22 protein-coding genes and 1 pseudogene are annotated in these 26367 nt (G+C 45.1%); 18 read left to right on the top strand and 5 right to left on the bottom strand.

Going from position 1 to position 26367, the window contains the following annotated elements:
- Positions 1 to 110 precede the first annotated feature (110 nt).
- The 10 genes from speB (at position 111) to QUB08_RS11395 (ending at position 11428) form a co-directional block, all read left to right on the top strand.
- Entirely contained in the window at positions 111 to 1043 is a 933-nt protein-coding gene (speB, locus tag QUB08_RS11440) for an agmatinase (protein WP_333224829.1), read from the top strand.
- Positions 1044 to 1177: 134 nt separating this feature from the next.
- The gene (locus QUB08_RS11435) at positions 1178 to 1735 is read left to right on the top strand and encodes a thioredoxin family protein (protein ID WP_333068721.1); all 558 of its coding nucleotides are present in this window, start codon (positions 1178 to 1180) and stop codon (positions 1733 to 1735) included.
- 179 nt (positions 1736 to 1914) lie between these two features.
- Positions 1915 to 2724 (top strand): molybdate ABC transporter substrate-binding protein, encoded by an 810-nt coding sequence (gene modA / locus QUB08_RS11430; protein WP_333224828.1) that lies wholly within the window; start codon positions 1915 to 1917, stop codon positions 2722 to 2724.
- Positions 2725 to 3023: 299 nt separating this feature from the next.
- Positions 3024 to 4844: a molybdate ABC transporter permease subunit gene (gene modB, locus QUB08_RS11425; protein WP_333224827.1), complete on the top strand. Its 1821-nt coding sequence runs from the start codon at positions 3024 to 3026 to the stop codon at positions 4842 to 4844.
- Between the two features lie 69 nt (positions 4845 to 4913).
- Complete coding sequence (gene msrB, locus QUB08_RS11420) at positions 4914 to 5312, top strand: peptide-methionine (R)-S-oxide reductase MsrB (protein ID WP_333131375.1); 399 nt, start codon at positions 4914 to 4916, stop codon at positions 5310 to 5312.
- Positions 5313 to 5648: 336 nt separating this feature from the next.
- Positions 5649 to 6377, top strand: a complete 729-nt coding sequence (pyrH, locus tag QUB08_RS11415) for a UMP kinase (RefSeq protein WP_333076369.1) — start codon at positions 5649 to 5651, stop codon at positions 6375 to 6377.
- Positions 6364 to 6912: a ribosome recycling factor gene (gene frr, locus QUB08_RS11410; RefSeq protein WP_333047890.1), complete on the top strand. Its 549-nt coding sequence runs from the start codon at positions 6364 to 6366 to the stop codon at positions 6910 to 6912. Before pyrH ends, frr begins: the two co-directional genes overlap by 14 nt.
- A gap of 172 nt (positions 6913 to 7084) precedes the next feature.
- Positions 7085 to 7390: a hypothetical protein gene (locus QUB08_RS11405; protein ID WP_333224826.1), complete on the top strand. Its 306-nt coding sequence runs from the start codon at positions 7085 to 7087 to the stop codon at positions 7388 to 7390.
- 212 nt (positions 7391 to 7602) lie between these two features.
- On the top strand, positions 7603 to 8055 hold the full coding sequence (locus tag QUB08_RS11400; RefSeq protein ID WP_333206477.1) for an NADAR family protein: 453 nt from the start codon (positions 7603 to 7605) through the stop codon (positions 8053 to 8055).
- Between the two features lie 367 nt (positions 8056 to 8422).
- Positions 8423 to 11428: a GAF domain-containing protein gene (locus QUB08_RS11395; protein WP_333224825.1), complete on the top strand. Its 3006-nt coding sequence runs from the start codon at positions 8423 to 8425 to the stop codon at positions 11426 to 11428.
- Between the two features lie 7 nt (positions 11429 to 11435).
- Here the strand turns inward: QUB08_RS11395 and QUB08_RS11390 are convergent, their stop codons facing one another.
- From QUB08_RS11390 to QUB08_RS11380, 3 genes are all read right to left on the bottom strand, one after another.
- Positions 11436 to 12212 (bottom strand): pentapeptide repeat-containing protein, encoded by a 777-nt coding sequence (locus QUB08_RS11390; RefSeq protein ID WP_333224824.1) that lies wholly within the window; start codon positions 12210 to 12212, stop codon positions 11436 to 11438.
- A 429-nt stretch (positions 12213 to 12641) separates the two neighbouring features.
- Positions 12642 to 13286: a pentapeptide repeat-containing protein gene (locus tag QUB08_RS11385; RefSeq protein WP_333155535.1), complete on the bottom strand. Its 645-nt coding sequence runs from the start codon at positions 13284 to 13286 to the stop codon at positions 12642 to 12644.
- A 407-nt stretch (positions 13287 to 13693) separates the two neighbouring features.
- The gene (locus QUB08_RS11380) at positions 13694 to 13816 is read right to left on the bottom strand and encodes a hypothetical protein (protein ID WP_333056816.1); all 123 of its coding nucleotides are present in this window, start codon (positions 13814 to 13816) and stop codon (positions 13694 to 13696) included.
- 435 nt (positions 13817 to 14251) lie between these two features.
- On the opposite strand from QUB08_RS11380, the gene QUB08_RS11375 reads away from it, so the two are divergent.
- Positions 14252 to 14689, top strand: coding sequence for a helix-turn-helix domain-containing protein (locus QUB08_RS11375; RefSeq protein ID WP_333224823.1), 438 nt, complete (start codon positions 14252 to 14254; stop codon positions 14687 to 14689).
- Positions 14690 to 14985: 296 nt separating this feature from the next.
- On the opposite strand, the gene QUB08_RS11370 is transcribed toward QUB08_RS11375, so the two are convergent.
- Positions 14986 to 15339, bottom strand: a complete 354-nt coding sequence (locus tag QUB08_RS11370) for a metal-sensing transcriptional repressor (protein WP_242723064.1) — start codon at positions 15337 to 15339, stop codon at positions 14986 to 14988.
- Between the two features lie 177 nt (positions 15340 to 15516).
- Here QUB08_RS11370 and QUB08_RS11365 point away from each other — a divergent pair, with 177 nt between their 5' ends.
- Entirely contained in the window at positions 15517 to 16761 is a 1245-nt protein-coding gene (locus QUB08_RS11365; protein ID WP_333224822.1) for an HhoA/HhoB/HtrA family serine endopeptidase, read from the top strand.
- Positions 16762 to 16786: 25 nt separating this feature from the next.
- On the opposite strand, the gene QUB08_RS11360 is transcribed toward QUB08_RS11365, so the two are convergent.
- Entirely contained in the window at positions 16787 to 16915 is a 129-nt protein-coding gene (locus tag QUB08_RS11360) for a hypothetical protein (protein WP_333224821.1), read from the bottom strand.
- Between QUB08_RS11360 and QUB08_RS11355 the strand changes: the two genes are divergently transcribed.
- The 6 genes and pseudogenes from QUB08_RS11355 to QUB08_RS11330 all read left to right on the top strand — a co-directional run bounded on the left by QUB08_RS11355 (position 16901) and on the right by QUB08_RS11330 (position 26258).
- Positions 16901 to 17551, top strand: coding sequence for an RNA ligase family protein (locus QUB08_RS11355; protein WP_333224820.1), 651 nt, complete (start codon positions 16901 to 16903; stop codon positions 17549 to 17551). The genes QUB08_RS11360 and QUB08_RS11355 overlap by 15 nt on opposite strands.
- Before the next feature lie 153 nt (positions 17552 to 17704).
- Complete coding sequence (locus QUB08_RS11350; RefSeq protein WP_333224819.1) at positions 17705 to 20113, top strand: EF-hand domain-containing protein; 2409 nt, start codon at positions 17705 to 17707, stop codon at positions 20111 to 20113.
- Between the two features lie 81 nt (positions 20114 to 20194).
- Entirely contained in the window at positions 20195 to 20968 is a 774-nt protein-coding gene (locus tag QUB08_RS11345) for a hypothetical protein (protein ID WP_333224818.1), read from the top strand.
- Between the two features lie 12 nt (positions 20969 to 20980).
- Positions 20981 to 21871: pseudogene (locus QUB08_RS11340) on the top strand (AIPR family protein); the annotation flags it as partial.
- 45 nt (positions 21872 to 21916) lie between these two features.
- Entirely contained in the window at positions 21917 to 23560 is a 1644-nt protein-coding gene (locus QUB08_RS11335; RefSeq protein WP_333224817.1) for a site-specific DNA-methyltransferase, read from the top strand.
- The gene (locus QUB08_RS11330) at positions 23550 to 26258 is read left to right on the top strand and encodes a DEAD/DEAH box helicase family protein (RefSeq protein ID WP_333224816.1); all 2709 of its coding nucleotides are present in this window, start codon (positions 23550 to 23552) and stop codon (positions 26256 to 26258) included. The genes QUB08_RS11335 and QUB08_RS11330 overlap by 11 nt, the downstream gene beginning before the upstream one ends.
- The last annotated feature ends 109 nt before the right edge of the window (positions 26259 to 26367 follow it).

Raw genomic sequence — 26367 nt, 5'->3', positions numbered from 1 at the left:
CCTCTGCGCCCTCTGCGGTTAATTCCTTCTTCCTTCTTCCTTTGCAGTTAGAGCCGATATTATGTCACGATTAAACCTGCTGACTTCTTTGCTGTATTAAAATTTCCCTTATGCCAACGATCGTTTCCACTGCTGTCGTACCGTTTCTGGGGTCAGAAATTGTACCAGACTACGACACCGCCAAAGTAGTAATCTTGCCAATTCCCTACGAAGCTACCACCACTTACCGCCGGGGGTGCGAAAACGGGCCCGCCAAACTTCTAGAAGCTTCTCATCAACTCGAGTGCTACGACGAAGAATTGGATGCCGAAGTTTGCTACGATGTCGGAATTTATACAAAAGAGCCGATCGCCGATACCCGCAACAGACAACCAGTTTCATCCTCAGAAATGCTGCAAGTCACCCAAGCAGCAGTCTACCAGCTAGTTACCGAAAATAAATTTGTCATCTCCCTCGGAGGCGAACACAGCATCACTGCCGGCGTTGTCGAAGGTTATCGCCAAGCATACCCAAACGAACCTTTCACAGTCGTGCAAATCGATGCCCACGGCGACTTGCGGCACGAATACGAAGGATCGATTCACAACCACGCCTGCGTGATGCGGCGTGTTGTAGATATGGGCTTGCCCACACTGCAAATCGGGATTCGGGCTATCTGCAAGGAAGAAGCCGACTTGATTAAAGCAAAACAGCTAAACGTGATTCGAGCCAGAGAAATCGCTACTCAACCGGATTGGGCCGATCGGGCAATTGCCAGCATAACAACTAAGCGAGTATTTTTGACGATCGACTTAGACGGCATCGATCCGACTTTAATTCCAGGGGTGGGAACACCCGAACCGGGCGGGTTAAATTGGTATTCCCTCACCGCATTTTTGCGCCGCGTCTTCGAGTCCTACGAAGTAATCGGGTGTGACATTATGGAATTAGCACCTATTGTAGATTCTGTAGTCTCAGAATTTACCGCCGCCAAATTAGCATACAAACTTATTGGATACCAAGCTCTGGCTCAAGGTTGGCTAAAGCCAGCAGACGAGGGATAAATCGCGAAGTACGAATCACTCATAGGCTGTTGGCAAGGCTAGAATTAAGCTAAAGCAAAAGAACAGCCAATTTTATTCGTGCTGACAGTTTCATCTTTCATGCTGGCAAATACTCCTCTTCACCTCCTGAAAACATGAGTTTACTAATCGATACAACGGGTACTCCCATTAACGGCTACGCTCCCGATTTTGAACTGCCGGGAGTTGACGAAGAAGTTCACCATTTAGCTCGATATTTAGAAAAATTTCGGGCGATCGCGGTGATATTTATGTGCAATCATTGCCCTTACGTGCAGTTGTATCTCAATCGTATGAAAGAACTTCAAGCAGATTTTCAAGATCGAGATGTTACTTTAATCGGGATTAATGCTAATGATGCAAACCAGTATCCCGACGACAGTTTTGAGAATATGAAAATTTTTGCAGCCAACAATCAACTCAACTTCCCGTATATCCGAGATGTTGCTCAAGATGTGGCTGAAAGTTTTGGGGCTTCTAAAACCCCGGAGGTTTTTTTGTTAGACCAAGACGGCAAACTGCGCTATAAAGGTTTAATTGACGACAACGCTGACGATCCGGCGGCGGTGCAGGTTTCTTATCTGCGGAGTGCGATCGACCAATTGCTCAACAGTCAACCCGTTGAGCCTTCAACTACAGAGGCGATAGGCTGTTCCGTCAAATGGCGAGCATAGGGAGATTTAAAATTAACGTTCCGGCACTAATTATTAACTGGTTCCCTGGCTCTGCCTGGGAACCTATCTCCAGAGGCTCTGCCTCGTCAAAGAGTGGAGACAAATTGGAGGTACAGCCTCCGGATCTGCTTTACCAGGCAGAGTCTGGTAAGGAGTAAAAAGATTCAAAACAATTTTCTGTGAACCTGAAAAGTAGACGTATTCCCAACTTAATTCTCGCAGTCGCCGTTATGCTAGCACTGCTGATTAGTGGGAACTTATTTAAGAACTTTTCCTCAGTTGATACGCTGCCGCGCACCTCCTTAAACGTATCCGCTGCTATCAGTCTCTCGAAAGCTTTAGAGGAAATCAAAACTGTTTATCAAAGCAGTAATCCGAATTTTACTATTACTTATAATTTTGGTGGTTCCGGTGCTCTAGAACAGCAAATTCAGCAAGGCGCCCCGGTAGATGTATTTTTCAGCGCCGCCACCAACCCAATGGATGCTTTGCAGGAATCTAACCTGCTAATTAACGACACGCGCCGCAATTTGCTGACAAATCGTCTAGTTTTGATTACTCCCAAAAACGGTGTTGCTTTGAGCGATTTTAAACAGTTGACAGATGCGAAGATTAAGAAAATTGCGATCGGCGAACCGAAAAGCGTACCTGTCGGACAATACGCTCAGGAAATGCTAAATAAGCTTGGATTGTGGCAGCAACTCCAGCCAAAATTAGTGCTAGGAAATAACGTCCGCCAAGTGCTGACATTCGTCGAAAGTGGCAATGCAGATGCTGGTATAGTTTACACGACTGACGCCAAAGCATCCGACAAAGTAACTGTGCGGCTAACGGCTGCCGAAAATTGGCATTCGCCCATTGTTTATCCGCTGGCAGTTATCAGAAACAGCCGCCATCCGGCTGCTGCGAAAGCGTTTGTTGACTTTTTGGGAGGCGATCGAGCTAAAATAGTATTTCAGAAATACGGGTTTGGGATGGCTCGCCAATAGTCCCATAAAACCAAATTTTGTAGGGGCGGGTTCACCAACAATATCTAATTCCCGCCAACAATCTATATAAACCCGCCCTCACACTCATACAACTTGTGTAGTCAAAGAGGTACATTGCGATTTGCCCTTGGGTGGGGGCGGGTTTACGAGATTATTGGTATTAGCCCAAAATTGTTGGTAAAACCCGCCCCTACGAGCGAATCCCCAAATTATACATTTTGATTTATCTGTGTGTGGGGGGGTTTAGGAAATTATTTGTTGGAGGCAATTATTGTTGGTTAAACCCGTCCCTAGGATTTATGGAATTTGATATTTCTCCGCTCTGGATATCTCTAAAATCCTCCGCTATTGCGACATTTATCACCTTTTTCATGGGAATAGCCGCCGCCCGGTGGATGCTTTCAACTCGCATCAGGGGTAAAGCTTTGATTGAAGGGATTTTCATTTCTCCCTTGGTTTTGCCGCCGACAGTAGTGGGATTTTTGCTGCTGCTGCTGTTTGGGAGAAATGGGGCGATCGGGCAATTTTTGCTACAATTCGACTTAACTATAATTTTCACTTGGCAAGCCGCCGCCATTACAGCAACTGTCGTATCATTTCCCCTCATGTACAAAACTGCTTTGGGAGCTTTTGAGCAAATTGATGCGAATCTTCTCAATGCAGCCCGCACTTTGGGAGCATCGGAGTGGCAAGTTTTTTGGCGGATTATGTTGCCGCTAGCATGGCCGGGAATTTTAGCAGGAACTATTCTCGCATTTGCTCGCGCTTTGGGTGAATTCGGCGCGACGTTGATGTTAGCGGGGAATATTCCCGGACAAACTCAAACTATCCCGATGGCAATTTATTTTGCTGTGGAAGCAGGGGATATGGGGCAAGCTGCTATTTGGGTTTTGATTATTCTCAGTATTTCTTTGACGATGCTCACTGCTGTTAACTTTTGGACTAATTTACAAAGGATATCGCCCAAACCGAATTCGAGCCAAAGACTGCAATCAAATCTTCCTAAAGTCGCGTCTACTTTTACCACAAAATCCCAAAAACAACAACCGAAAAGCGGACTTTGTTTAAGCATTTTTAAACCTCTCTCCAGCTTTGCCTTGGATGTCGGTTTCGATATCGGCCCGGAAGTGCTGGGAATTTTGGGCGCGTCGGGTTCTGGCAAAAGCATGACTCTGCGCTGCATCGCCGGTTTGGAAACTCCCAGCAGCGGTCAAATTGCTGTCAACGGCAGGGTTTTATTTGACTCAGCACAGGGCATTAATGTACCTTCTAAAGACCGCCGCATCGGTTTTTTGTTTCAAAACTATGCTTTATTTCCTCACCTGACTGTTGCTCAAAATGTTGCGTTTGGCTTGCAGGATTTATCTGAAAGCGAGCAAGAACTTCGGGTAAAAGAACAACTAATTGCGGTGCAAATGTCTGGAATGGAAAACCGCTACCCGCAGGAACTTTCGGGGGGCCAACAGCAGCGGGTGGCTTTGGCAAGGGCGATCGCCCCTTCTCCAGAATTGCTGCTGTTAGACGAACCGTTTTCTGCTTTGGATACTCACTTACGCAGTCAACTGGAACGCGAGTTAATGCAGACTCTGGCTAATTATCGGGGCATTACTTTGTTTGTCAGCCACAATTTAGAGGAAGTTTACCGGGTGTGCAAAAATCTGTTGGTATTGGCCGAGGGAAGGCCGATCGCCTTTGATACCAAAGAGAACATTTTTGATCGCCCCCGCAACTTCACCGTCGCCCAGTTGACGGGCTGTAAGAACTTCTCAGCAGCTAAACCGATCTCCGTAACTCTCGTGGAGGCGATCGACTGGGGCTGTACTCTGACTGTCGTTGAACCAATTCCCAAATCTCTAGTTTCTGTGGGAATTCGGGCTCATCAACTAAGTTTTGTTAGCGGGTGCGATCGTGAAAATACTTTTGCTTGTTGGCTCGCCTCGACTGTGGAAACTCCGCACCGGGTGACATTATATCTCAAATTGCACTCGCCTCCCAATGATTCCCAAGATTATCACTTGCAAGCCGAAGTTTTTAAGGAAAAGTGGAGGGTTATGAAGGACAATTCTTTTCCCTGGTATGTTCATTTCGAGCCAATTAGGTTAATATTAATGGAAGCATGAGTTAACCAGCAATATAGAGTTAACCATCTAGACTCAACAGTTAAAATCATCTAAATCAAACATTAAACCATGACTGACAAAGTTCAAAAAACCGAAGCCGAATGGCAACAGCAACTGACGCCTGAACAGTTCAAAGTCGCCCGAAAAAAGGGAACGGAAAGAGCTTTTAGTGGCGAGTATCACGACAACAAAAAGCCCGGAATTTATAATTGCGTTTGCTGCGGTACGGAGCTATTTAAATCAGAAACAAAGTACGATTCCGGTACCGGTTGGCCGAGTTTCTACGCTCCCGTTAGCGAAGAAAATGTCAAGTGCGAGTCGGATAACACCTTGTTCATGCGCCGAACAGAGGTACTGTGTGCTGTTTGCGACGCTCATCTCGGTCACGTATTTAACGACGGGCCGAAACCTACCGGTCAGCGTTACTGCATGAATTCTGCGGCTCTTAATTTCGTTCCCAAGGATTGAGTCTTTTAAGGGCGGGCTAAGAGTGCCCAACCCCTACTCCCCACAAAAAATAAATCCGGTTGTGGAACAGGCATCTTGCCTGTTCACCTAGCATTCACTGAAAAAAAATAAATCCGGTTGTGGAACAGGCATCTTGCCTGTTCACCTAGCATTCACTGAAAAAAAAATAAATCCGGTTGTGGAACAGGCATCTTGCCTGTTCACCTAGCAGCCCGCGCCACAAACAAATTCTCTTGCAACACAAGCAGGATGCCTGTTTCCCGCAATTGATGTTCAAAATGCACCCATACTGCTATCTTATGGTGGAGGCAAAAAGAGTAAAAAAATAGTGGCGACATGGGGATGGTTTATCAGCGAGTTTTGCTGAAGCTCAGCGGTGAAGCGCTGATGGGCAGCTTGGGCTACGGCATCGATCCGATAGTGGTTCAGTCGATCGCCCAGGAAGTGGCCAAAGTCGTGTCCCAAGGCATTCAAATCGCGATTGTTGTCGGTGGTGGCAACATTTTTCGCGGGGTGAAAGCTGCTTCGGCAGGGATGGATCGGGCAACGGCTGATTATGTGGGCATGATTGCTACGGTGATGAATGCTATCACTTTGCAGGATGCCCTGGAACAAGCAGGAGTCCCAACACGGGTGCAATCGGCGATCGCCATGCAAGAAGTAGCTGAACCCTACATCCGGCGGCGGGCGATTCGCCACCTCGAAAAAAAACGAGTAGTGATTTTTGGTGCCGGTTCTGGCAACCCTTTTTTTACTACTGATACTACAGCCGCTTTGCGGGCGGCTGAAATTGATGCAGAGGTGATTTTTAAAGCTACTAAGGTAGATGGGGTCTACGATTCCGACCCCCACCTCAACCCCAACGCGCGCAGGTATCAAACCCTCACCTATGCCCACGTCTTGAATCAAGATTTGCGGGTGATGGACAGTACGGCGATCGCCCTTTGCAAAGAAAATAATATTCCTATTATGGTATTTGACCTCTCGGTGTCGGGCAACATCTACCGAGCTGTAATGGGAGAATCTATTGGAACTCTTGTCGGAGGTTTTTGTGAAGTTAGCTGAAGCAGAAGATCATATGCAAAAGGCAGTTGAGGCTACTCAACGGTCTTTTAATACTATTCGGACGGGACGGGCCAACGCCTCCCTCCTCGATCGAGTCATGGTAGATTACTACGGAGCTCCAACTCCGATCAAATCCCTTGCCAACATCGGCACGCCGGATGCGACTACGATCAACATTCAACCGTTCGATCGCACAGCGCTCACCTCGATCGAAAAAGCAATTTCCCTGTCCGATGTAGGACTCGTTCCCAACAACGACGGTTCAGTTATTCGCTTGAACATTCCGCCGCTGACGAGCGATAGACGCCAAGAATTTGTCAAAATGGCCGCGAAGTTTGCCGAAGAAGGTAAAGTTGCAATTCGCAATATCCGCCGCGATGCCGTTGACTCGATTCGCAAGCAGGAAAAAAGCAGCGATATCTCTAAAGATGAATCCCGCGACTTGCAAGATAAAATTCAAAAGCTGACGGACAAGTACGTTGCCAAAATAGAAGAAGTTCTGGCTGCCAAAGAGAAAGATATCACGACTGTTTAGGGAATGGGAAATTGGGCATGGGGAATAGGAAGAGTTTTGAGATTGTTCAGAGCCGGCCGCGAACAACGAGCAGACGCTTAATGATTTGTGAGTTGTGAGTTAAAAACTCAAGATTTAACACTCATTAACTTACCAATTCCTCCTGCCCCATTGACCAATCACCCATTACCAGTTGTCCGGTGAAGGAATTCGTCCTGCCATTTTTAGCAGATTTAAGGCTGCTGAGGCGATCGATCGAGCTCTTGGAGGTGCCGACGACGCTAAGGAGCCTTACACTCAATCGATCGCCCAAGAATGGAACACTCATCTGATTTGGGTCAGTCGCTTGGCTAGAGCATTCTATCAGTTTACAGGAGCTGCTTACAGAGCGGGCGTCAAATTGCCGATGACTACTCAGTTGATGAGCAAAATTTTGTGTGGCGAACCGCGTTATGCCGATATCGCTAACCGCGCTCTTAAAAAGCTGATGCCGCTTTAGAACGAAGGAAGTTCAGCAACGGATTTAACGCATGGATTTTGAGGGAAGAAAAAAGAGAGAATCTTCTTAAATCCCAATTCCTTATTCTCAATTCCTCATTCCCAATAGCGGTAAGGTGCGCCCCTAAGCACCCTAGATAATTGGATTTTGCGTAAATCCTGTAAAATTTAAAATCTAAAATCTAAAATCTAAAATCTAAAATCTAAAATCAAATGATAATTTATTTTTATAAAGTAGAGGAGCCTTATGGCTGCTTTTCTAATTTTTCACTACACGACATTTCTCTGCACGGTCAATATTGGTTGACGGTGGAACATTACTATCAAGCCCAAAAATTTGTCAGCACCGATCAAAGATTAGTGGCGGCGATTCAAGCCGTAGCAACTCCTCAAGAAGCCGCTAAATTAGGTCGAGATCCCAACCACCGGATTCGCGCTGATTGGGAAGCCGTGAAAATTCCCATTATGCGCGAAGCCGTTTTAACTAAGTTTCTCACTCATACAGACATTCAAGCTATTCTTCTTGCCACAGGGGATCGATTGATTGTCGAGGATTCGCCAACGGATTACTACTGGGGATGTGGCTGCGACCGAACCGGTCAAAATCATTTGGGTAAAATTCTGATGAGCGTGCGCCAAGAAATTAGTCAGGGCCAGGGGCGCTGAGAGAAACTCAAATTCTTTCGTTAATTATCATTATATGAAGTTATACAACAAATGTCAAGTTATCCTAACAATGAATAATTTTCATAGTTAGAGTTTAAGATTGCGAGAAATTTATAAGAGCATTAAAATAATTATTATTTGCTTAAGTCGCTCTGCCTGTTGAAGGCAAGGATTAAACTGGCGCGATCGCAGATTTGACTTGCCCCAGCCCACCGGAGGCGATAAACAGTCGTCTCTCACAAGTGCGCGACGGATTAATTGTACAGATCGGTTGAGTCCAAAACTCAGGGTGAGGCATTTGAGTTTCAACGCTACAACAGCACATCAAAACTTCTTATTATCATTGTATAAGTACAAAAGGAGATTTATGCAACTCAGAGAAAATACGCAAGAATTACATTATAAACTAGACAGAGAAGTTTTGATACGGCGGATAACAGAACGCATTCGCCAATCTCTAGAATTAGAAGATATTTTAACCAGTACGGTAGCAGAAGTGCGGTCTTTTTTGAAAACAGATCGCATTATGATTTACAGGTTTAGTGCCGACGGCAGTGGAGAAGTTGTTGCGGAGTCAATTAATAACAACTGTCTCCCTTCCTTGAAAGGACTGCACTTTCCAGCAGACGACATTCCCGCGAGCGCGCGGGAGATGTATGTCACTTTGCGCCAGCGGACAATAATAGATGTTAACTCAGGGACGATCGTCCTGAGTCCCCTCGATGCTGCAGACACCGGTCAACCTTTAGTAAAGGAAGAGATGCACTACAGATCGCTCGATCCTTGCCACACAGCTTACCTGATGGCAATGGAAGTGCAATCTTCCTTAGTCCTACCGATTTTGCACCGCAGGATCGCGTCGGAAAACAGCAAAACAGATATCTGCGAGGCGGCCACGTGTCTAACTAGATACGAGCCAGGAAATAATCAAAAAATTCACATCGAACTGTGGGGACTTTTAGTGTCTCACCACTGTGCGCCCCTCAATATTTCACCAGCAGATTTAGAAGTAGTTCAGCTCGTCTCAGATCAATTGTCTAGCGCTATAGCCCACGCGCTCCTCCTCCAGCAAACCCGCTCTCAAGCCGCCCGCGAAGCTACCGTGAGCCGCATAGCAGCCCTGTTGTATGGTCACGTAAACATTCAACTGCAACAGGGTTTAGAAGCCACCGTCACCGCTTTGGGCGGTAGCGGTGGCAGACTCTATCTCAACCAGCCGAAAATCAACGGTGAAAAGTTATCCGCTTCCAAGATTGAGGGAGGATTGCCAATCGCCCCGGCCCACAGTGATGCTACCTTTGAACTGTTCACCACAGGAGAACAACCGACACTTCCCAAGTGGGAAAAAGTTAAGGCGATCGAAGCTCATCCCCTCTGGCAGGAATGGCTAACCAAAGGATTCAAAAATACCGAAGAACTTCCCAAATTTCCAATTTTTACTAATGCTCAATTACCTGTTGGGATAATTACAGACTTATACAAAGAACCTCTATTTAGAGTTTTAGTTCCCGCTTTTCAAGCTACTCAAATTCGGGGTTTGCTGGTAATTCCCCTCCACTACAAACAACAAGTAGTCGGCTGTTTGACCATTTTTCGCAATGCAATTGATACCGAAAAAATGTGGGCGGGGCGCTTTGACACCAGCGCTGCACAAACCCTTCCCAGACAATCTTTTGAACTCTGGCGAGAAATAAAAAAAGGTCAGTCGCCCGAGTGGAAGTACGAGGAAATCGAGCAAGCTTTAGCCATAGGCAGCCAATTTTGTTCGGCAATTGGGCAGTACGTTCTTTATAAAGAAGTGCAGACCCTGAATGCCAACTTGGAGCGCCAAGTTCAAGAACGCACCGCCCAATTGCAAAAATCATTGGACTTTGCCAAAGTATTGACGCGAGTTAGAGACCAGATTCGCAGCACCTTAGATTTAAAAATCATACTGCAAACTATTGTGCGAGAAGTCAGAGTTTTGTTGGATACCGATCGCACGGTAATCTACCAATTTGCGGCAGACAAACAGGGCGAGGTAGTTGTCGAAGCTGTTTGTGGCCAGTGGCGGTCAATTTTAGGTATCAAATCTCCAGAAGGATGCTTTCCCGAAGGCTCAGACTGCTTTTATCGAGCCGGACGGGTGGGAGCAATTAATGATATTTATACTCATGATTTAACACCCTGTCACCGCGAATTTTTGGAAGATTTGCAGGTGAGAGGAAGTTTAATTGTGCCCATGATGGGCAAAGATTCGCAATTGTGGGGGTTGCTGATTGCCCATGAGTGTTCCGGGCCGAGAGTTTGGCAAACGGCAGAACAGGAATTGCTGCAACATTTAGCTGCTCAAGCTGCGATCGCCATTCACCAAGCAGAACTTTATCAAGAAAGTCTCAATGCAGCAACTGCCGATCGATTAAAAGCCGAACAGCTAGCTAAAACAGTCACAGAACTGCACAATACCCAAGCCCAACTGATTCAAACCGAAAAAATGTCCAGTCTCGGACAACTTCTGGCGGGAGTGGCCCACGAAATCAATAACCCCGTTAACTTTATCTACGGCAATCTGTCCCACGCCAGCGAATACACCAAAGATTTACTCTGCTTAGTGGAACTCTACCGCCAGCACTACCCCAATCCCAACCCAGAAATTAGCGAGTGCTCCGAAGCCATCGACATCGAATTTCTTGCCGAAGATTTGCCCAAAATTTTGGGTTCCATGACAGTCGGAGTTGAGCGCATCCGCCAGTTAGTTGTATCTTTGCGTAATTTTTCCAGGAGCGATCAAGCCGAGAAAAAAGCCGTTGACATTCACGAGGGCATCGACAGTACCCTGTTGATTTTGCAGCACCGGATCAAAGCCAATTCTGAGCACAGCACCGTAGAAATTATTAAAGAATATGCCAATTTGCCCTTAGTAGAATGCTATGCCAGCTCGCTCAATCAGGTATTTATGAATCTGATCGGTAATGCCCTTGACGCCCTAGAAATGGGAAAAAAAGAGCGAGTTATGAATCTTGCCTTTAAAGCAGCAAGTGCAGCGGCGACGCATTTAAGCTCCCAAATACTGCCTATCGAGTCAGGAGATATAAAGGCCACCACCGAGTGTTTGATTCCTGATTTCCCATCTCCTTGCATTCGGATACGCACTGAATTAATCGATGAAAGAACGGTAGGAATTTGCATTGCCGACAATGGTCACGGCATCCCCAAAGAGTTAATCTCTCACATATTTAATCCGTTTTTTACTACTAAACCCGTCGGTCGAGGCACGGGTTTAGGACTGTCTATCAGTTACCAAATTGTAGTTGAGAAACACGAAGGCGTACTTAAATGTGTTTCTGTACCCGGTCATGGTACAGAGTTCTGGATAGAGATTCCCCTGAATTAGCCAACCCTCAAGGCAAGATTAGCTTCACCAGCACAGAACCGATCGAACCCAGAAGACTCATAAAGTTGCCACCGCCGCCCGTGCGGGGTTCCGTAGGCTTTTGGCGCGCAACAATGGCTTCGGCTAACTGCTTTGACAAATCCTGACCTTGGGGATTTCCTTGAGCTGCAAAGAGTTCCTTAGCTCGATCGGCGTCTAGAGTCGCGCCGGCGAAGTCTCCCAAGTCAGCGCGAGACATACTGCGGGCAAAATAAACGGCTGCTAAATCCGATTTCAGATTCAGGGCTTGATTGTAATAATCAATCGCGTTTCTGTAGTTTCCTGCTTGAGCTTCCAGCACTCCCAATCGGTAGAAGTCTTCAGCGGTGCCGATATTGGTTGGCATTCCTCTAACTCCGAGCAGTTGCGCGTTAGTTAAATTGGCGTTGAGCAAATTGGCGTCGCTGAGATAGGCACTTCTCAAGTCAGCACCGCTGAGGTTGGCACCGCTGAGGTTCGCCCCCGTCAGGTTGACGCCAAACAGGCTGGTGCCGCTGAGGTTGGCACCGCTGAGGTCAGCCCCGGTGAGGTTGGCTCGACTGAGGTTAGCCAACCTCAAGTCAGCACCTTTGAGATTGGCTCCGGTTAAATTGGCTAAAACCAAGCCCGCACTGCTGAGGTCGCAGTTGGGGCACTGTCGGGTGGCTAGTAATTGTTGCGTGTGTTGGATGTTCTCGGCGGGTGCAGGAGCGATCGGGGCGATCGCGCTCAGCAGCGTTGCAGCAGCGAGGATTCTGAGTTTCATTTTGACCGTCCAAAATCCAAAATATTAAATCTAAAATAGCTTTTCTCGAAGCAATTGAAAATCACCATAACACAAGTGTACCCAACAAATCTTTTGACTTGCCGTATGTAGGAGTTCTGGGCGCCATCAGCACCCTAGATTGAAGTTATCCCCCTTACCTGAGTGTCAATCGATTTTAGATTTTAGATTTTAGATTTTAGATTTTAGAATTGAAGCATTGACTTGCGCGAGATAAATACGTTCGGCAAGTTTCATCGGATACAGGTTTTTTATTTCTGGGTCCTGAGTCTGCTTTCGGAATGAATCACGTGGCGGGTATCATGGATGCTTTCGGTCAAATAAAGATTTCGCTGCCAATAAATTAGGGTAATGAATTACTCATTACCCTTTAGCCGCTGTTCTCGGCAACCATAAAAATTAACACATAAATTAGTCGTGAATCGTGCCGTCGGGCATCGTTGTACCCTTAAGATATACTCCGCTCAGATTAACTTTTGTAAGGTTTGCTCCCAACAGGTTTGCTCCGCTTAAGTCGGACGCACTTAAAATCGCTTCAGTCAAGTCTGCCCTAATTAGACTCGCCCCCATTAAGTCGGCTCCGCTAAGGTCTACTTTGCTCAAGTTCGCGCCAATTAAATCGCATTCTGTGAGCACCGCCCTACGCAAGTTTACTCCGTAAAGATTTACTCCGTGCAAGTCTGCACGGCTGAGTGTTGCGCGAGATATGTTGGCTCCAATTAAAGTTGCTTGGATCAGAGAAGCTCCGCTCAAGTCTGCTTTGCTGAGATTTGCTCCCATCAACTCAGCTCGATGCAGGTTAGCTTCAAGTAAAAGTGCTTCTGTGAGGTCGGCTCCACCTAAGTCTGCTTTGCTCAAATTAATCTTGCACAAATTGGCTTTGCCAAAGTTGACTCTGTTGAGTTTGGCTTTGCTGAGATTGGCTCCAATCAGGTCGGCTTCATACAGATTGGCTCCAATCAATTCTGCTTCGTAGAGGTAGACCTCGTGCAGGTAGACCCCGCTAAAATTTCTTTCTCCTATTGCATATAGCTTGAGCAGTTCGTCAACGTTCATTGTGGCTTCTCTACACCTTTTAAATGAAGAATACTGTCAGCAAGCTGGTTACACCGGATGTTCTGCAATTTTAGATTTTAGGCTCTGAAAGATTCACACCCAGGGTGAGACTTCCCTCAATCTGCAAGATTTGAGGTGGAAAGTGCGATCCAACCCATAACTTTTTATGGGTAGTTGAGCTTACTGAGTCCCAATGTGACCAAGATCACAAAAAAATGCTAGTAGGATCACATAGAAACTCCGCTTTCGATCACAGCATGGGGGCAAAAATAGCCGATACTTATACTGTAATGCTGAGAAATTGACAATGCCACCCTCGTCGTGTTTTACTCAATTGGCGATAAAGCCAGTAGTTTCACGGATACTTGCCCGCTTGCTGTGAAAGTAGGTTGCAACGTCACTCGGCCCTACCCGCTCTGACCGATGAGAGTGCTGATATCTAAGGATTTTTCGCACTGCGAAAGCCAAAAATGCACTTCGGGGACGAGGGGAATGTCTGTATAAAAATGCGATCGCTGGTGTACAGACATTCGCTTGTTTGCTAGCACCTAATGACTAAAAATCGCCCATACGTTCGCAAAAAATGCCAATAAATACCAGGAAAACCATGATAGATGTTTAACAATAAGAGAATAAATGGTATTCCTTAAGAGTCACCTATTGCCACTAATGTTACAGTCGATTGGTTAACGGCTATCAGTATTAGCAATGACGCTTGTCCCTCAAATACAAAACTGACCCAAAAACCGGGTTTTTTACCAAAAAAAATCGTTGCAACCTTGCTCCAGGTTAAAATAATCCGGTTTCTGAGCGTCGGAGTGCCTCCAGGAAGGAAAAAGTTTAATGAGAACGATCGCTTTTGTATTGCTTCAGGGCAAACAAAAGGTCAGCATCTAGGATAGGAGCAAAAGTTGCTCCCTTGTCAAACAAAAGTATTGTATAACGCGAATTGTGAGGTAATTGATATGGCTGGAGTATGTAAACTTAGCATCACAGAGACAAGTGAAGAGCTAAAAAACCTGTTAACTGAACAAAAAACAGCAAGCGGGTTTCAAAAAATTCAAGCACTTTACCTGTTCAAAATTTGTCATGTTAAGACAGTTAAAGAATTGGCAATGACGATCGGGGTAAATCGAATTACAGTGCAGCGGTGGCTGCGAAAGTACCGAGCTGACGGACTCGAAGGACTCCTCGAAACAAAGCACAGTGGCGGCCGTAAGCCGGCCATTCCTCCTCTGGCCCGCGCTAGTTTGGCAATGCGCCTCAGCGACCCCCAGGAAGGCTTTAAAAGCTATGGAGAGATTCAAGAGTGGTTGCACCAGGAATACAGCATTGAAGCTTCCTATAAAGCGGTTTACGCAACAGTCAGATACCAGCTCAAAGCCAAGCTGACGAAAGTCTAGACAGTTCATACCATGTCGGATTAATCACTGGTTCTCTAATTGTTTGCAGTCAGCATTTGAAGATTTTGAGGAGTTGCGTCATCACGACAAACCTGACTAATTCTTTGTTAACAAAACTCGCTCTCATAAACTGCGGAGCATATAAATTATATGTTGTGGCAATCGGGGTGAAGGGGAGAAGATGTGATGCTTTTCCCCGTTTGTGAAAGATGCTTAAAAAATTGATCCGAAATCATAACTTGCAAGTTTTGTCTAATTTGCAGGTTTTGTTATATTGATGTAAAAATTGGCAGAGGCTAAGGCAAAAACCGATCCAAAGCCGCTTTCAACTCTTCGATTTCCGTATCGATATTACCTTCTTTCGCGGCTCTGGCGATGCACTCAGTTAAGTGTTCGTCAAGAATGATTCTCGCCACGCGATCGAGCGCGCCTCGAACCGCAGCAACTTGCACGAGAACTTCGGGACAGGGACGGTTTTCTTGCACCATTGTTTTAATGCCGCGCACGTGTCCCTCAATCCGAGACAAGCGATTTACCAGCCGCCGCATTGATTCTTCATCGTGATGGTGAGGGTGGGCTGATTTATCGTCGTGATGGTGGTGGGAATTTGAGGGCAAGGATTTGTCAGTAGAAGTATCAGATAGAATCATTGGGGTTACGAGGGAAATTTAAAAGTTAGAATTCAGAATATGTTGAGTTGGTGCGGGCGCGTGACTCATGTATTGTAACTGTCAAAATATATTTAGGATCTTCATAGTGGCAGATTATTGAGTCCGCACGATCGCACACCTTTACCAGACTAACCCAGACTAACAAAGATTGACGCTATGCGACTATTTAAGTTTTTTCGTCCCGCACCTCGAATCAGTGCTCCTTGGTTCGCCCTAATTTTAGGAATGACGATCGCGCTGAGTGCGCTGGGTATCAATGCTGCACCCGCTGCCGCCGCTGATGGCACAAATCCGCCCAAATTACAGTTCCAGAGTTCCCCCGCCACCCCCCCGAATCCGCAACTGTTAGCGCTGCGGGGCGGGGAACTGCCGGGGGATACCGGCAGTTTTGTGACGGCGGCAGTCGATCGAGTCGGGCCGGCAGTTGTTCGCATTGATACCGAGCGCACTGTCAGTCGCAACCTCGACCCCTTAATGGAAGACCCCTTCTTCCGCAGATTTTTGGGAGAAGATTTACGCAGCCTGACCCCCAGACAAGAACGCTTACGCGGTCAAGGTTCCGGCTTCATCATTGACAAAAGCGGGATTGTTTTAACCAACGCTCACGTAGTTGACAAAGCCGATCGAGTGACTGTCACCTTAAACGACGGCAGGACATTTCCAGGAGAAGTGCAAGGTACTGACGAAGTAACAGATTTGGCTGTTGTCAAAATTAATACTAAGCAATTAGACTTACCGACTGCCACCTTGGGAGATTCCGACGCGGTGAAAGTGGGAGATTGGGCGATCGCCGTGGGGAACCCCCTGGGATTTGACAACACCGTCACCTTGGGCATTATCAGCACCCTCAAACGCTCCAGTGCAGCCGTCGGCATTCCCGACAAGCGGCTCGATTTCATTCAAACCGACGCCGCCATCAATCCCGGCAATTCCGGTGGCCCCCTGTTAAACAGCAGAGGAGAAGTAATTGGCATCAACACGGCGATTCGAGCTGATGCAATGGGTATTGGGTTCGCGATTCCGATCGACAAAGCCAAGGCTATCTACGCGCAGCTAGCCAAGGGAGAACAAGTCAGCCATCCGTTTTTGGGGATTCAGATGATTGCTTTGACTCCTGAAATGGCCAGAGAGAATAATGCTGACCCCAATGCTCCTTTGATTGTGCCGGAAGTTAAGGGGGTGTTAGTGATGCGAGTTGTGCCCAACACCCCTGCTGAGAAAGCAGGGCTTCGCAAGGGAGATGTCATCGTTCAAATAGACGGTGAGGGAGTGACTGAGGCCGAACAGTTGCAAAGTTTGGTGGACAACAGCAAAATCGGTCAAATTCTGAAACTGAAAGTGCGCCGCGGTGCCCAGATTAAAGAAGTAGCCGTTCAAACTGCTCAATTGCAAGATTTTTAGGGAAGAAGCGGAAGGGGGGAAACTGTTAGAAACCCCTTTCCTTCTTCCTTCTTCCGACTTCCCTCGGACTGACATCCGTTACATCCGTTACATCCGTTACATCCGTTACACAATCCGTTGCCGAACTTCCTTCCTCTACATGATACGAGTTCAACTTGCCTATCCCAAAATTCCCGATAGTAAAAATTGCCCTAATGAACAATGTATAGCTTTTGAGAAGTACGATGGCACTAATTTGCATTGGGTTTGGGAACTTGAACTTGGTTGGTATGCTTTTGGGACGCGCCGCAGTAGATTTGATTTGGATGAGATGGGAATTGCAGAGTTTAATGCTGCACATCCAGGTTTAGAAGCAGCGCCTGAAATATTTAGGAGAGATTTGGCTAGTCCGTTAGAGTCTATATTTCGAGAGAACGAACAGTATCACTGTGCTGAAATTACTGTGTTTACAGAGTTTTTTGGTGCTAACTCGTTTGCGGGAATGCACCAAAAAGACGATCGCAAACAATTGGTGCTTTTTGATGTGGAAACCGATCGCGGTATCGTTATTCCCGATCGGTTTATTCAGGATTTTGGTAAATTAAATATTGCGCGAGTGATTTATCGCGGCAAAATGACGGGCAAGTTTATGGATGATATTCGCAAGGGGAAATACGGTGTGGATGAAGGTGTTGTGTGCAAGGGAGGCGGCAATGCTAATAATCTGTGGATGGTGAAGATTAAGACTGATGCGTATATGCAGAGATTGCAGCAAGCTTTTAAGGATGATTGGGAAAATTACTGGGAGTAATCTAAAACTGATAGATCAACTGTCACAAGCCAAAGTGGGAGATATCGGCAACCCCGTTCGATTTGACAATACTGTTGCGTAAGTCATCAGTAATTAAAGTATATTGGTCGTAATCAATAGACAGCCAATTAAAAAATCAGGGAAAATTTAGTTATGACATCTGTGCAGCTTGAAAAAAAAGCCATGACTGAAGAAGATGTGGCAAAGTTATGGGAAGCGTTCCAAGTATTTGACGCGGACGGGAGCGGTGCTGTCTCATCAGAAGAACTGGGTCAAGTAATGCGATCGCTAGGCCAGAGTCCTAACGAAACCGAGCTGCGTGACATGATTAAGGAAGTGGACGTAGACTTGTCGGGCAGTATCGATTTTGATGAATTCAAAATGCTGATGGTGTCCCAGCAAGGCGATCGCCAGAGCCGTCTCAAAATGGCATTTAGTGTATTTGATGAAAACGGTAGCGGTCAAATCACCAGAGACGAGCTGCACGGCGTGATGAGCCAGTTTGGGCTGACAGAGCAAGAGCTCGATGAGATCATCAAAGAGGTAGACCATGACGGCGATGCCTCAATTGACTTTAAGGAATTCTGCAAACTGGTACCCGATGAGTCAGAGCTCACGACAGGATATCAAGACTCGCCGGTTCCGATTGTCAGTACACAGACAACCGAGATTTCAGACAGTACAGCGGCTGCGATCGCAAGTACAGCAACTGCTGTCAACGAGGAAGCTTCTGCCACTATTGAACCTAATCTAGAAGAAGCATCCACCGATAGCAATCCAGAAATAGCGCGACTAAAAGAACTACTCGCCCAACACCCACAAGCTGAGAAGAAGCGCGGTACGTCGCGCTTGCAGATGCAGATTGGTTTGTTTCGTCTAATCCAGGGAGCAGCCTACCGCAGCTTCCGCGAGAGTTTTTCCGCCAACCATGAGACTCACCTCCGTGTGAGAAACTTGCCCTACAGAATCGTTGATTTTGTGCAATTTGTCAGAAGTGCGATCGGGCTTTATAAAGGATTGGGTGTAGTAGAGCCTGCGTGCAACCCTGTACTTGATGCAGTAGTTAAATCTATCGAAGATGAATATGCCCGACTGCAAGATCGCATCAAAAACTGGAAGACTATAGAAAAAACTCCAGAAATGTTGGCAGAACAAAAAGCCATGTTGGAAGCGCGGGGTAAGTCTGCCAGCGCCAAGGAAAAGTTTGCGGCGGGAGTCGAGTTTGCCATCACCATCAAGAAGAAGAGTCTCAACTTGCGGGACATCGCCGAGGGTGTGCTTGCCGTCAACGAACTCAACCGACTGCGAAAAATGGAACTGAGTGAGGAAATGGCACCCCCATCAGCCAAATCTGAGGGAGATCCAAAAGAGTATCTGAAGAAGTGGAACCGAGTCATCCTCTCGGATGCCTCAGAGGAAATCGATGGTGCGATGATGCCAGTGGCATATTGGTATGAAGACTTTATGCCGAAGCTGTTGGCTGCCTTTAGCGTCAGCACAGCAGCAGACATCCCCTTGAACACGGTGGCTGACGAAGCAGCTTTAAACCAGTGGTACGAAGCCACAAAAACGTCAGGGGAATTTGGGCGTTATGGGGCGGATGTTGTAGAAAGCTTTCCCAAATGCGCTCCAAAACAGAAGTTGATGCTTCAACAGGCATGGCGCTTGACGCACAACTACCTGAATGGGGTACAGAAACGGCGCGAACGCTTGGAGTTTGGGCGCGAGTCTGGCGAACTTTCGCAATATGTATCGTTCATCGATGTATATATTGATCGCAGTGAAATAAAGAATTCACAAATGCGCGTCAGCTTCCCTTATTATATTGGCCCTGCGGTGTGGCGTTTCTTCCACACTACGGCTGAAATCGTCTCTACCAAGACCTCCAAACAGCAAAAAACTCTGGTGGCAATCTTCAAGGACTTTTTCAAGCTGTTTGCCACTATGTATCCCTGCCCCTACTGCCGCCACCACCTCAACGCCTACGTCGTGCAGAATAAAGAGGTGGAAATGTACCCTGTGGAGTACCTCGTGCTTGGGCGCGACCCGCGTCTGAATGACTTTGAGGTATCAATGGAGGCCAAGCTGTCCACCGTAGTAGATGGCGATTCCCTGCGCTTATTCTTCTGGAAGCTTCACAATACTGTCTCCTCATCAATTGCGCGATCGGAGGAGTGGTATCACAAGGATGAGAAAGCATTCTACACCACTCGTTATTGGCCCAGTATTGACTCTGAGCTAGCACGAGCCAACGCTCTCAAACACATTAGCATTGCCACCGATCGGATGTACCGCCTCTACGGTATGCTCAAGCCCGCGGCCCGACTGACAGGGGTGAGAGCAACTTTGCAAAAGCTATTGGATAAGCGGGATGAGGAAGGCATCAAGGAGGCTTGCTTAGTTGCCCAAGATTACATCAAGGAGTTGGAGGAGGCGATCGTGACCGGACAATTCCTACAAGAGACATATTACTTTGACCCCGATCTTGTCGATCGAGCTCCCGTCTTTAGTCCTGAAGAAGAGGAGTTTGCTCGCAGCGGTGTGTTCGTAGAGGTTGCTTAGATATCAGTCAGTAAAAAGTTAAGCTTTTAAACTTAACTTTTTACCGCTTCTAGAAAAAATTAAAATATTAATGATCGCTCAATGCCTAAGCCGAATACCCATGCCAAAAAGACTCAAATCATTGAGGTACTAAAGCAGGATTATTTTCAAATGACCGCGCAGCTTCAGAGGAACTGGACACCAGAGCAACATGAAAAAAATCGATTGAGTCGTTCTTTTGCTGCATTTGCGATCGCCAATCTTGCCGATCTTACCCCTGCTCAAGCGGCTAACTCAATTGTCAATGGGGAAAATGATAATGGGATTGATGCCATTTATTTCGATCGGATGAAAAAATTGCTTTTGTTGGTACAGGCTAAGGCGGGGAATGCTCCGAATATGGGTGATAATAAAAAATTTTGTGATGGGATTAGAGATTTAGTCCATCAACGTTTTCAGAAATTTAATGATGGCTTTGCGCGGTTGCAGCAAGATGTTGAAGATGCTTTAAATACTAACGGGGTAAAAATATTAGGCTGTAATATATATCTTGATGAAAGCCTGAGTTCTCATGTGATTACGGATCTTAATCAGTTAAAAACGGAACTGAATCAGTTCGATCCACGTTTTGAATGGCAAGATTTAAATATTAGCATAACACATGGTTGGTTGACAGCAAAACAAGCCATCGCCCCTGTTGATGTAGTCTTGACATTGGAAAACTGGCATTGTTTAGATCAGCCGCGTAGGGCTTTTTATGGATTGGTTAAGGCTTCAGAACTTGCATCTTTATATCAACAGCATAATAAGTCGCTTTTTGAGAAAAATATCCGTTATTACCTAGGTGCAGAGGATGTTAACTTAGCGATTGCGTAAACTGTCAAAGATCAACCATCTGAACTCTTTTATCTCAACAATGGTCTGACGATTACTTGTTCGTTAATTAGCCTGCCATCGGGACATAAACAGGAATCAACTCAATTTACTTTAAAAGGTTTTTCCGTCGTAAATGGGGCGCAAACGGTAGGAGCGATCGCTTCTGTTTATAATGCTAATGGTTCAATATCTGCTGATGCAAAGTTATTAGTTACAATTATTGAAGTGGGGACGGAGACTGATAATATTGGCGAAAAAATTACTGGGGCAAGAAATAAACAAAATGCGGTGCGCGATGTCTATTTTGCTGCGTTAGATTCCAATCAAGAACGTTTGCGACAGGAATGTATGGTATCGAATATTGTTTATGAATATCGACCATCGGCGGAGCGGACTCAGGATGCGATTACGATTGAACAGGCGGCAGTTGCCCTTGCTTGTTTTAGCGGTGATACGGAAATAGTGGTTGCAGCCAAAAGAGAAATTAGTCAGCTTTATAAGCGTTATTATGATATATTGTTTAGTAATGCGATTTCAGGAGTTACGCTTTGTCGTTATGTGCGAATCTTTCAATATCTAGATGAAATTTTTTCTGCTTCAGAACAGGCTGCAACCGGTCAACAAAAAAAGTTTTATAAGCATGGTAGATTTTTTATTCTAGATATTCTTGCAAGACGCTATAAACCTTTGCTCAATAAGCATGAAGTTTATTTGTCTGAATATGATAAAATCCAACTTTCACGAATTGGGTTAGAGCTTGCTGAGGTTGTTTACACTGTTGCTGAATCTCAATTTGCTAGTGACAATAAGGGATATCTTGCTATTTTTAGGAATATCACAGATGTTATGCCTTTAACGAGTGAGGTGATGCAGGAGTTAGATCGCAGGGATGCTCAGGCTTAAAATCCGAATATACCTACAGTTTAACTTGTGAGATAGATATTAATTATGAATAAGAAGCAGAGACTAGAATTAACCTGGATTGGTAAGGATATTCGCCCCAAGCTGGAGCCGCGAATTTTGCTGGAAGATCCAGAGAGGTCTTATCATGCTGCTCATCAGGTGAGTGAAAATGATATTTTTGATAATCGCTTAATTTTTGGGGATAATTTGTTTGCTCTCAAGGCTTTAGAGTCTGAGTTTGCAGGAAAAGTTAAGTGTATTTTTATTGATCCGCCATATAATACAGGCTCAGCTTTTGAACATTATGATGATGGAATTGAACATTCTCTCTGGCTTGGTTTAATGCGCGATCGTTTAGAGATTTTACGTAATTTATTATCGAATGATGGTTCTTTATGGATCACAATTGATGATAATGAAGCGCATTATTTAAAAGTGATGTGTGACGAGATTTTTGGTCGCGTAAATTTTCTGGCGAATGTAATTTGGCAGAAGAAGTATGCGGCATCCAATGATGCACTATGGTTCAGTAATGATCATGACCACATTTTAGTTTATGCGAAAGTTAAAGCCTCTTGGAAACCGAACAGACTTCCTCGAACTGAAAAATCAAACTCAGCATACAAAAATCCTGATAATGATCCTCGTGGTGCTTGGCAATCAGACAATTATACTTGTAACAAATCTATTGATGAGCGTCCTAATCTATACTATCCAATCACTAATCCAAATACTGGTGAAATTATTCTCCCTAAGAAAACTGCGGTATGGAGATATTCGCGTGAGAGACATGAAGATAATGAACAACAGGGCTTAGTGTATTGGGGAGTAGAAGGAAAGAACTCTGTACCTCGCTTCAAGAGGTTATTAAGTGCGGTTTCTGACAAAGGAGGCGTTGCACAAACAATATGGACATGGGAAGAAGTCGGTCATAATCAAGATGCTAAACGAGAGCAGTTGCAACTTAATACACAAGAACCCTTTTCAACTCCTAAACCTGAAAAGCTACTAGAACGTATTCTTCAACTTGCCACTAATCCTAACGATCTAGTTCTTGATTCCTTTGCAGGATCGGGAACAACAGGCGCAGTCGCGCATAAAATGGGAAGACGCTGGATCATGATTGAACTCGGCGAACATTGTCATACCCATATCATTCCCCGACTCAAAAAAGTAATTGATGGCGAAGATCAAGGTGGAATTAGCAAAGCAGTTAACTGGAAAGGCGGCGGCGGGTTTCGTTACTATCGTCTCGCACCATCCCTACTAGAAAAAGACAAATGGGATAATTGGGTGATCAATAAAAACTATAACGCCGCCATGCTTGCTGAAGCACTCTGCAAAATCGAAGGTTTCACCTACGCACCATCAGACACCTTCTATTGGCAACATGGCTATTCCACCGAAAGCGACTTTATCTATGTCACCACCCAAAATCTTAGTCACGAACAACTATCTAAACTTGCAGACGAAGTAGGGCAAGAACGCACCTTACTTGTTTTATGTACCGCCTTTCGATGCCAAACCGACATATTCCCAAACCTCACCGTTAAAAAAATTCCTAAACAAATCCTTTCACGGTGTGAATGGGGACATGACGATTACAGCCTCAAAATTGAAAACTTGCCAAAAGCACCCCCAAAGTTCGGACAACTAGCACTATTTGACCTGGATACCTATGAAAAATAAACTTGTTAATAATATTTCTAATCGTCTCAGTCTGCGCCATCCCCAGCGCCAATCATTAGAAATTCTCGCTCGCATTTGTGAACTCTTATCCATCCCAGAAATCACAGATGGAGAAACAAGTTTAGTCGCCCTCAAAAAAGAATTTCCAACGTTTACTGACTTCGAGCGCGACTTTCCATCTCTATGTTTTGCCCTAGCCACAGGTGTGGGTAAAACTCGACTCATGGGCGCATTTATCAGTTACTTATACCTAGCATATAACATTAAAAACTTCTTTATCCTTGCCCCAAACCTAACCATTTATAATAAACTAATTACCGACTTTACGCCCAACACCTCAAAGTATGTATTTACGGGTATCTCTGAATTTGCGATCGATGTGCCAGAAATCATTACGGGAGATAATTACGAAAAGTCATCCATCATCACTGATTTTGCCTCTTGCAGAATCAATATATTTAATATCTCAAAAATCAACTCGGAAGTACGCGGCGGTAAAAGCCCTAAAATTAAACGACTATCCGAATATATTGGCGAAAGCTATTTTGATTATTTGTCAGAATTAAAAGACCTCGTAATTCTCATGGATGAATCGCACCGATATCGCGCCTCAGCAGGAGTTCGCGCTATTAACGAATTAAAACCATTAATGGGGCTAGAACTTACCGCCACACCCTTTATCGAAACCAATAAAGGTTCAGTAGCTTTCAAAAATGTCATCTATGACTATCCCCTCGGACGTGCCATAACGGATGGATTTGTTAAAGATCCAGCAGTCGTCACCCGCAAAGATTTTAACCCTAGGGCAATGTCACCAGAAGCGATCGAGCGTCTTAAACTAGAAGACGGCATCTATCTCCATGAAAATATTAAAGCTGAATTAGAAACCTATGCAATTCAAACTGGAAAACAAATTGTTAAACCCTTTCTGTTAGTGATTGCCCGTGACACTACCCACGCATCCAAACTCATGGAACTCATTCAATCTGATGAATTTTCAGAAGGTAATTATAAACATAAAGTTATTCAAGTTGATTCTAGTAAAACGGGCGCTCAAGAAGATGAAATGGTAGAGCGATTGCTCAAAGTAGAACATACCGATGAACCTACTGAAATAGTTATCCATGTAAATATGCTCAAAGAAGGTTGGGATGTCACCAACCTCTATACAATTGTCCCTCTGAGAGCCGCAAATTCTAAAATCCTGATTGAGCAATCTATCGGACGGGGCTTGCGTTTGCCCTATGGAATGCGTACAGGTGTAGAAATTGTCGATCGCCTAAATATCGTCGCCCATGACAAATTCCAAGAAATTGTCGATGAAGCAAAGCGCCCAGAATCCCAAATCCGCCTGAAACAAATTATCCTCACAGATGAAGACTTACAGCAAAAGACACAAACACTAATTTCGCGATCGCAACTAGCCCAAAATTTAGGACTTCACCCCGAACAACCCATTAATTTACCTGATAATTTACCTGCAACCGAACCCCAAAATATTCAACAATCCCTATTTCAATCACCTATAGAACAAAAGATTGCACAGCTTACATACCAAGAAATCCTAAAGCTTGAAAGCCGCCCCGAAGAAGTCCCAACTACCGCCCATCTTGCATCCCCAAAAGTTCAGGCAAGGGTGCGCGAAGCCGTAGCTAGAGAATATCAACCCGCACAAATGGAACTTGAAGGTATAATAGCACCTCCAGATATTGAAGCGATCGTTGCGAAAACAACGAATTTAGTTATCCAGCAAACCATCAATATTCCTAAGATTCTTGTTATTCCTAAAGGGGAAGTGCGATCGGGTTTCAGGTCTTTTGCCCTAGATATCACAGGTTTAAATTATTCCGTTCCCTCCCAAGAAGAATTACATATTCAATCGCTAACAACGAATAAAGTTGAATTCATGGGAATTATCAAAGAAAACTTTGAAGAATCACGGCTAGAAAACTATATTGTCAAAAACTTAGTCAACTTCGATGATATTTCCTATGACGAACACGCTGATTTACTCTATGACCTTGCGGGTCAAGTTCTCAGTCATTTTATGACCTACTTATCCGAAGAAGATACACACAAAGTTTTACGCTTTTACCAACGGGAAATTGCCAATTTTGTCCATAGCGAAATGCAGCCACATTTCTGGGAAGAAACTACAGGTTATGAAGTCAAAATAAGTAAAGGTTTTACAGCATTAAAAGATAGCGCCTACACTACAAATGCTCAGAATTGCCTTGATTATCAATCTTCGCCGCGAGACAAAAGCAATATGTCCAAATATCTGTTTACAGGCTTCTCCAAATGCCTCTATCGAGAACAAAAATTTCAATCGGAAGCAGAAAGAATACTAGCACTGATTTTAGAACGGGATGCAATCAAATGGTTTAAACCCGCCCAAGGACAATTTCAGCTTTATTACAAATGGCATACATACTATTCAGAATATCAACCCGATTTTGTTGCTGAAACAGAAGAAGTTATCTATATGCTTGAACCCAAAGCTCGAAATGAAATTGACAATCCTCAAGTGCTTGCTAAGAAAAACGTCGCAGTTCAATGGTGTCAAGATGCTTCGGACTATATGCTAAATCACGGTGGCAAACCTTGGAAATATGTCTTAATTCCCCATGATGAGATCAAAGAAAATATGACACTCCAAAAACTAAGCGATCGCTATACCGCCACTACTAAGGGTTAATTTCAGGGGCGATCGGGCTCTAAAAAGTAATCACTAGCCATGCTACCAACCGATGCCAAATGGCGAAATGTAGGAAAATTTTTCAACTATCCAGAAATCCTTCATTACT

It is taken from the genome of Microcoleus sp. BR0-C5, from assembly GCF_036705045.1.
GTDB lineage: Bacteria > Cyanobacteriota > Cyanobacteriia > Cyanobacteriales > Microcoleaceae > Microcoleus.
Note: the sequence above shows the minus strand (reverse complement) of the source record. Positions and strands in the feature narration are given on the sequence as shown.

Bases quoted from the DNA above. Each gene is read 5' to 3' on its own strand.
- speB (WP_333224829.1), top strand. From the start codon at position 111: ATGCCAACGATCGTTTCCACTGCTGTCGTACCGTTTCTGGGGTCAGAA.
- QUB08_RS11435 (WP_333068721.1), top strand. From the start codon at position 1,178: ATGAGTTTACTAATCGATACAACGGGTACTCCCATTAACGGCTACGCT.
- modB (WP_333224827.1), top strand. From the start codon at position 3,024: ATGGAATTTGATATTTCTCCGCTCTGGATATCTCTAAAATCCTCCGCT.
- msrB (WP_333131375.1), top strand. From the start codon at position 4,914: ATGACTGACAAAGTTCAAAAAACCGAAGCCGAATGGCAACAGCAACTG.
- pyrH (WP_333076369.1), top strand. From the start codon at position 5,649: ATGGGGATGGTTTATCAGCGAGTTTTGCTGAAGCTCAGCGGTGAAGCG.
- QUB08_RS11400 (WP_333206477.1), top strand. From the start codon at position 7,603: ATGATAATTTATTTTTATAAAGTAGAGGAGCCTTATGGCTGCTTTTCT.
- QUB08_RS11395 (WP_333224825.1), top strand. From the start codon at position 8,423: ATGCAACTCAGAGAAAATACGCAAGAATTACATTATAAACTAGACAGA.
- QUB08_RS11390 (WP_333224824.1), bottom strand. From the start codon at position 12,212: ATGAAACTCAGAATCCTCGCTGCTGCAACGCTGCTGAGCGCGATCGCC.
- QUB08_RS11385 (WP_333155535.1), bottom strand. From the start codon at position 13,286: ATGAACGTTGACGAACTGCTCAAGCTATATGCAATAGGAGAAAGAAAT.
- QUB08_RS11380 (WP_333056816.1), bottom strand. From the start codon at position 13,816: ATGTCTGTACACCAGCGATCGCATTTTTATACAGACATTCCCCTCGTC.
- QUB08_RS11375 (WP_333224823.1), top strand. From the start codon at position 14,252: ATGGCTGGAGTATGTAAACTTAGCATCACAGAGACAAGTGAAGAGCTA.
- QUB08_RS11370 (WP_242723064.1), bottom strand. From the start codon at position 15,339: ATGATTCTATCTGATACTTCTACTGACAAATCCTTGCCCTCAAATTCC.
- QUB08_RS11365 (WP_333224822.1), top strand. From the start codon at position 15,517: ATGCGACTATTTAAGTTTTTTCGTCCCGCACCTCGAATCAGTGCTCCT.
- QUB08_RS11355 (WP_333224820.1), top strand. From the start codon at position 16,901: ATGATACGAGTTCAACTTGCCTATCCCAAAATTCCCGATAGTAAAAAT.
- QUB08_RS11350 (WP_333224819.1), top strand. From the start codon at position 17,705: ATGACATCTGTGCAGCTTGAAAAAAAAGCCATGACTGAAGAAGATGTG.
- QUB08_RS11345 (WP_333224818.1), top strand. From the start codon at position 20,195: ATGCCTAAGCCGAATACCCATGCCAAAAAGACTCAAATCATTGAGGTA.
- QUB08_RS11335 (WP_333224817.1), top strand. From the start codon at position 21,917: ATGAATAAGAAGCAGAGACTAGAATTAACCTGGATTGGTAAGGATATT.
- QUB08_RS11330 (WP_333224816.1), top strand. From the start codon at position 23,550: ATGAAAAATAAACTTGTTAATAATATTTCTAATCGTCTCAGTCTGCGC.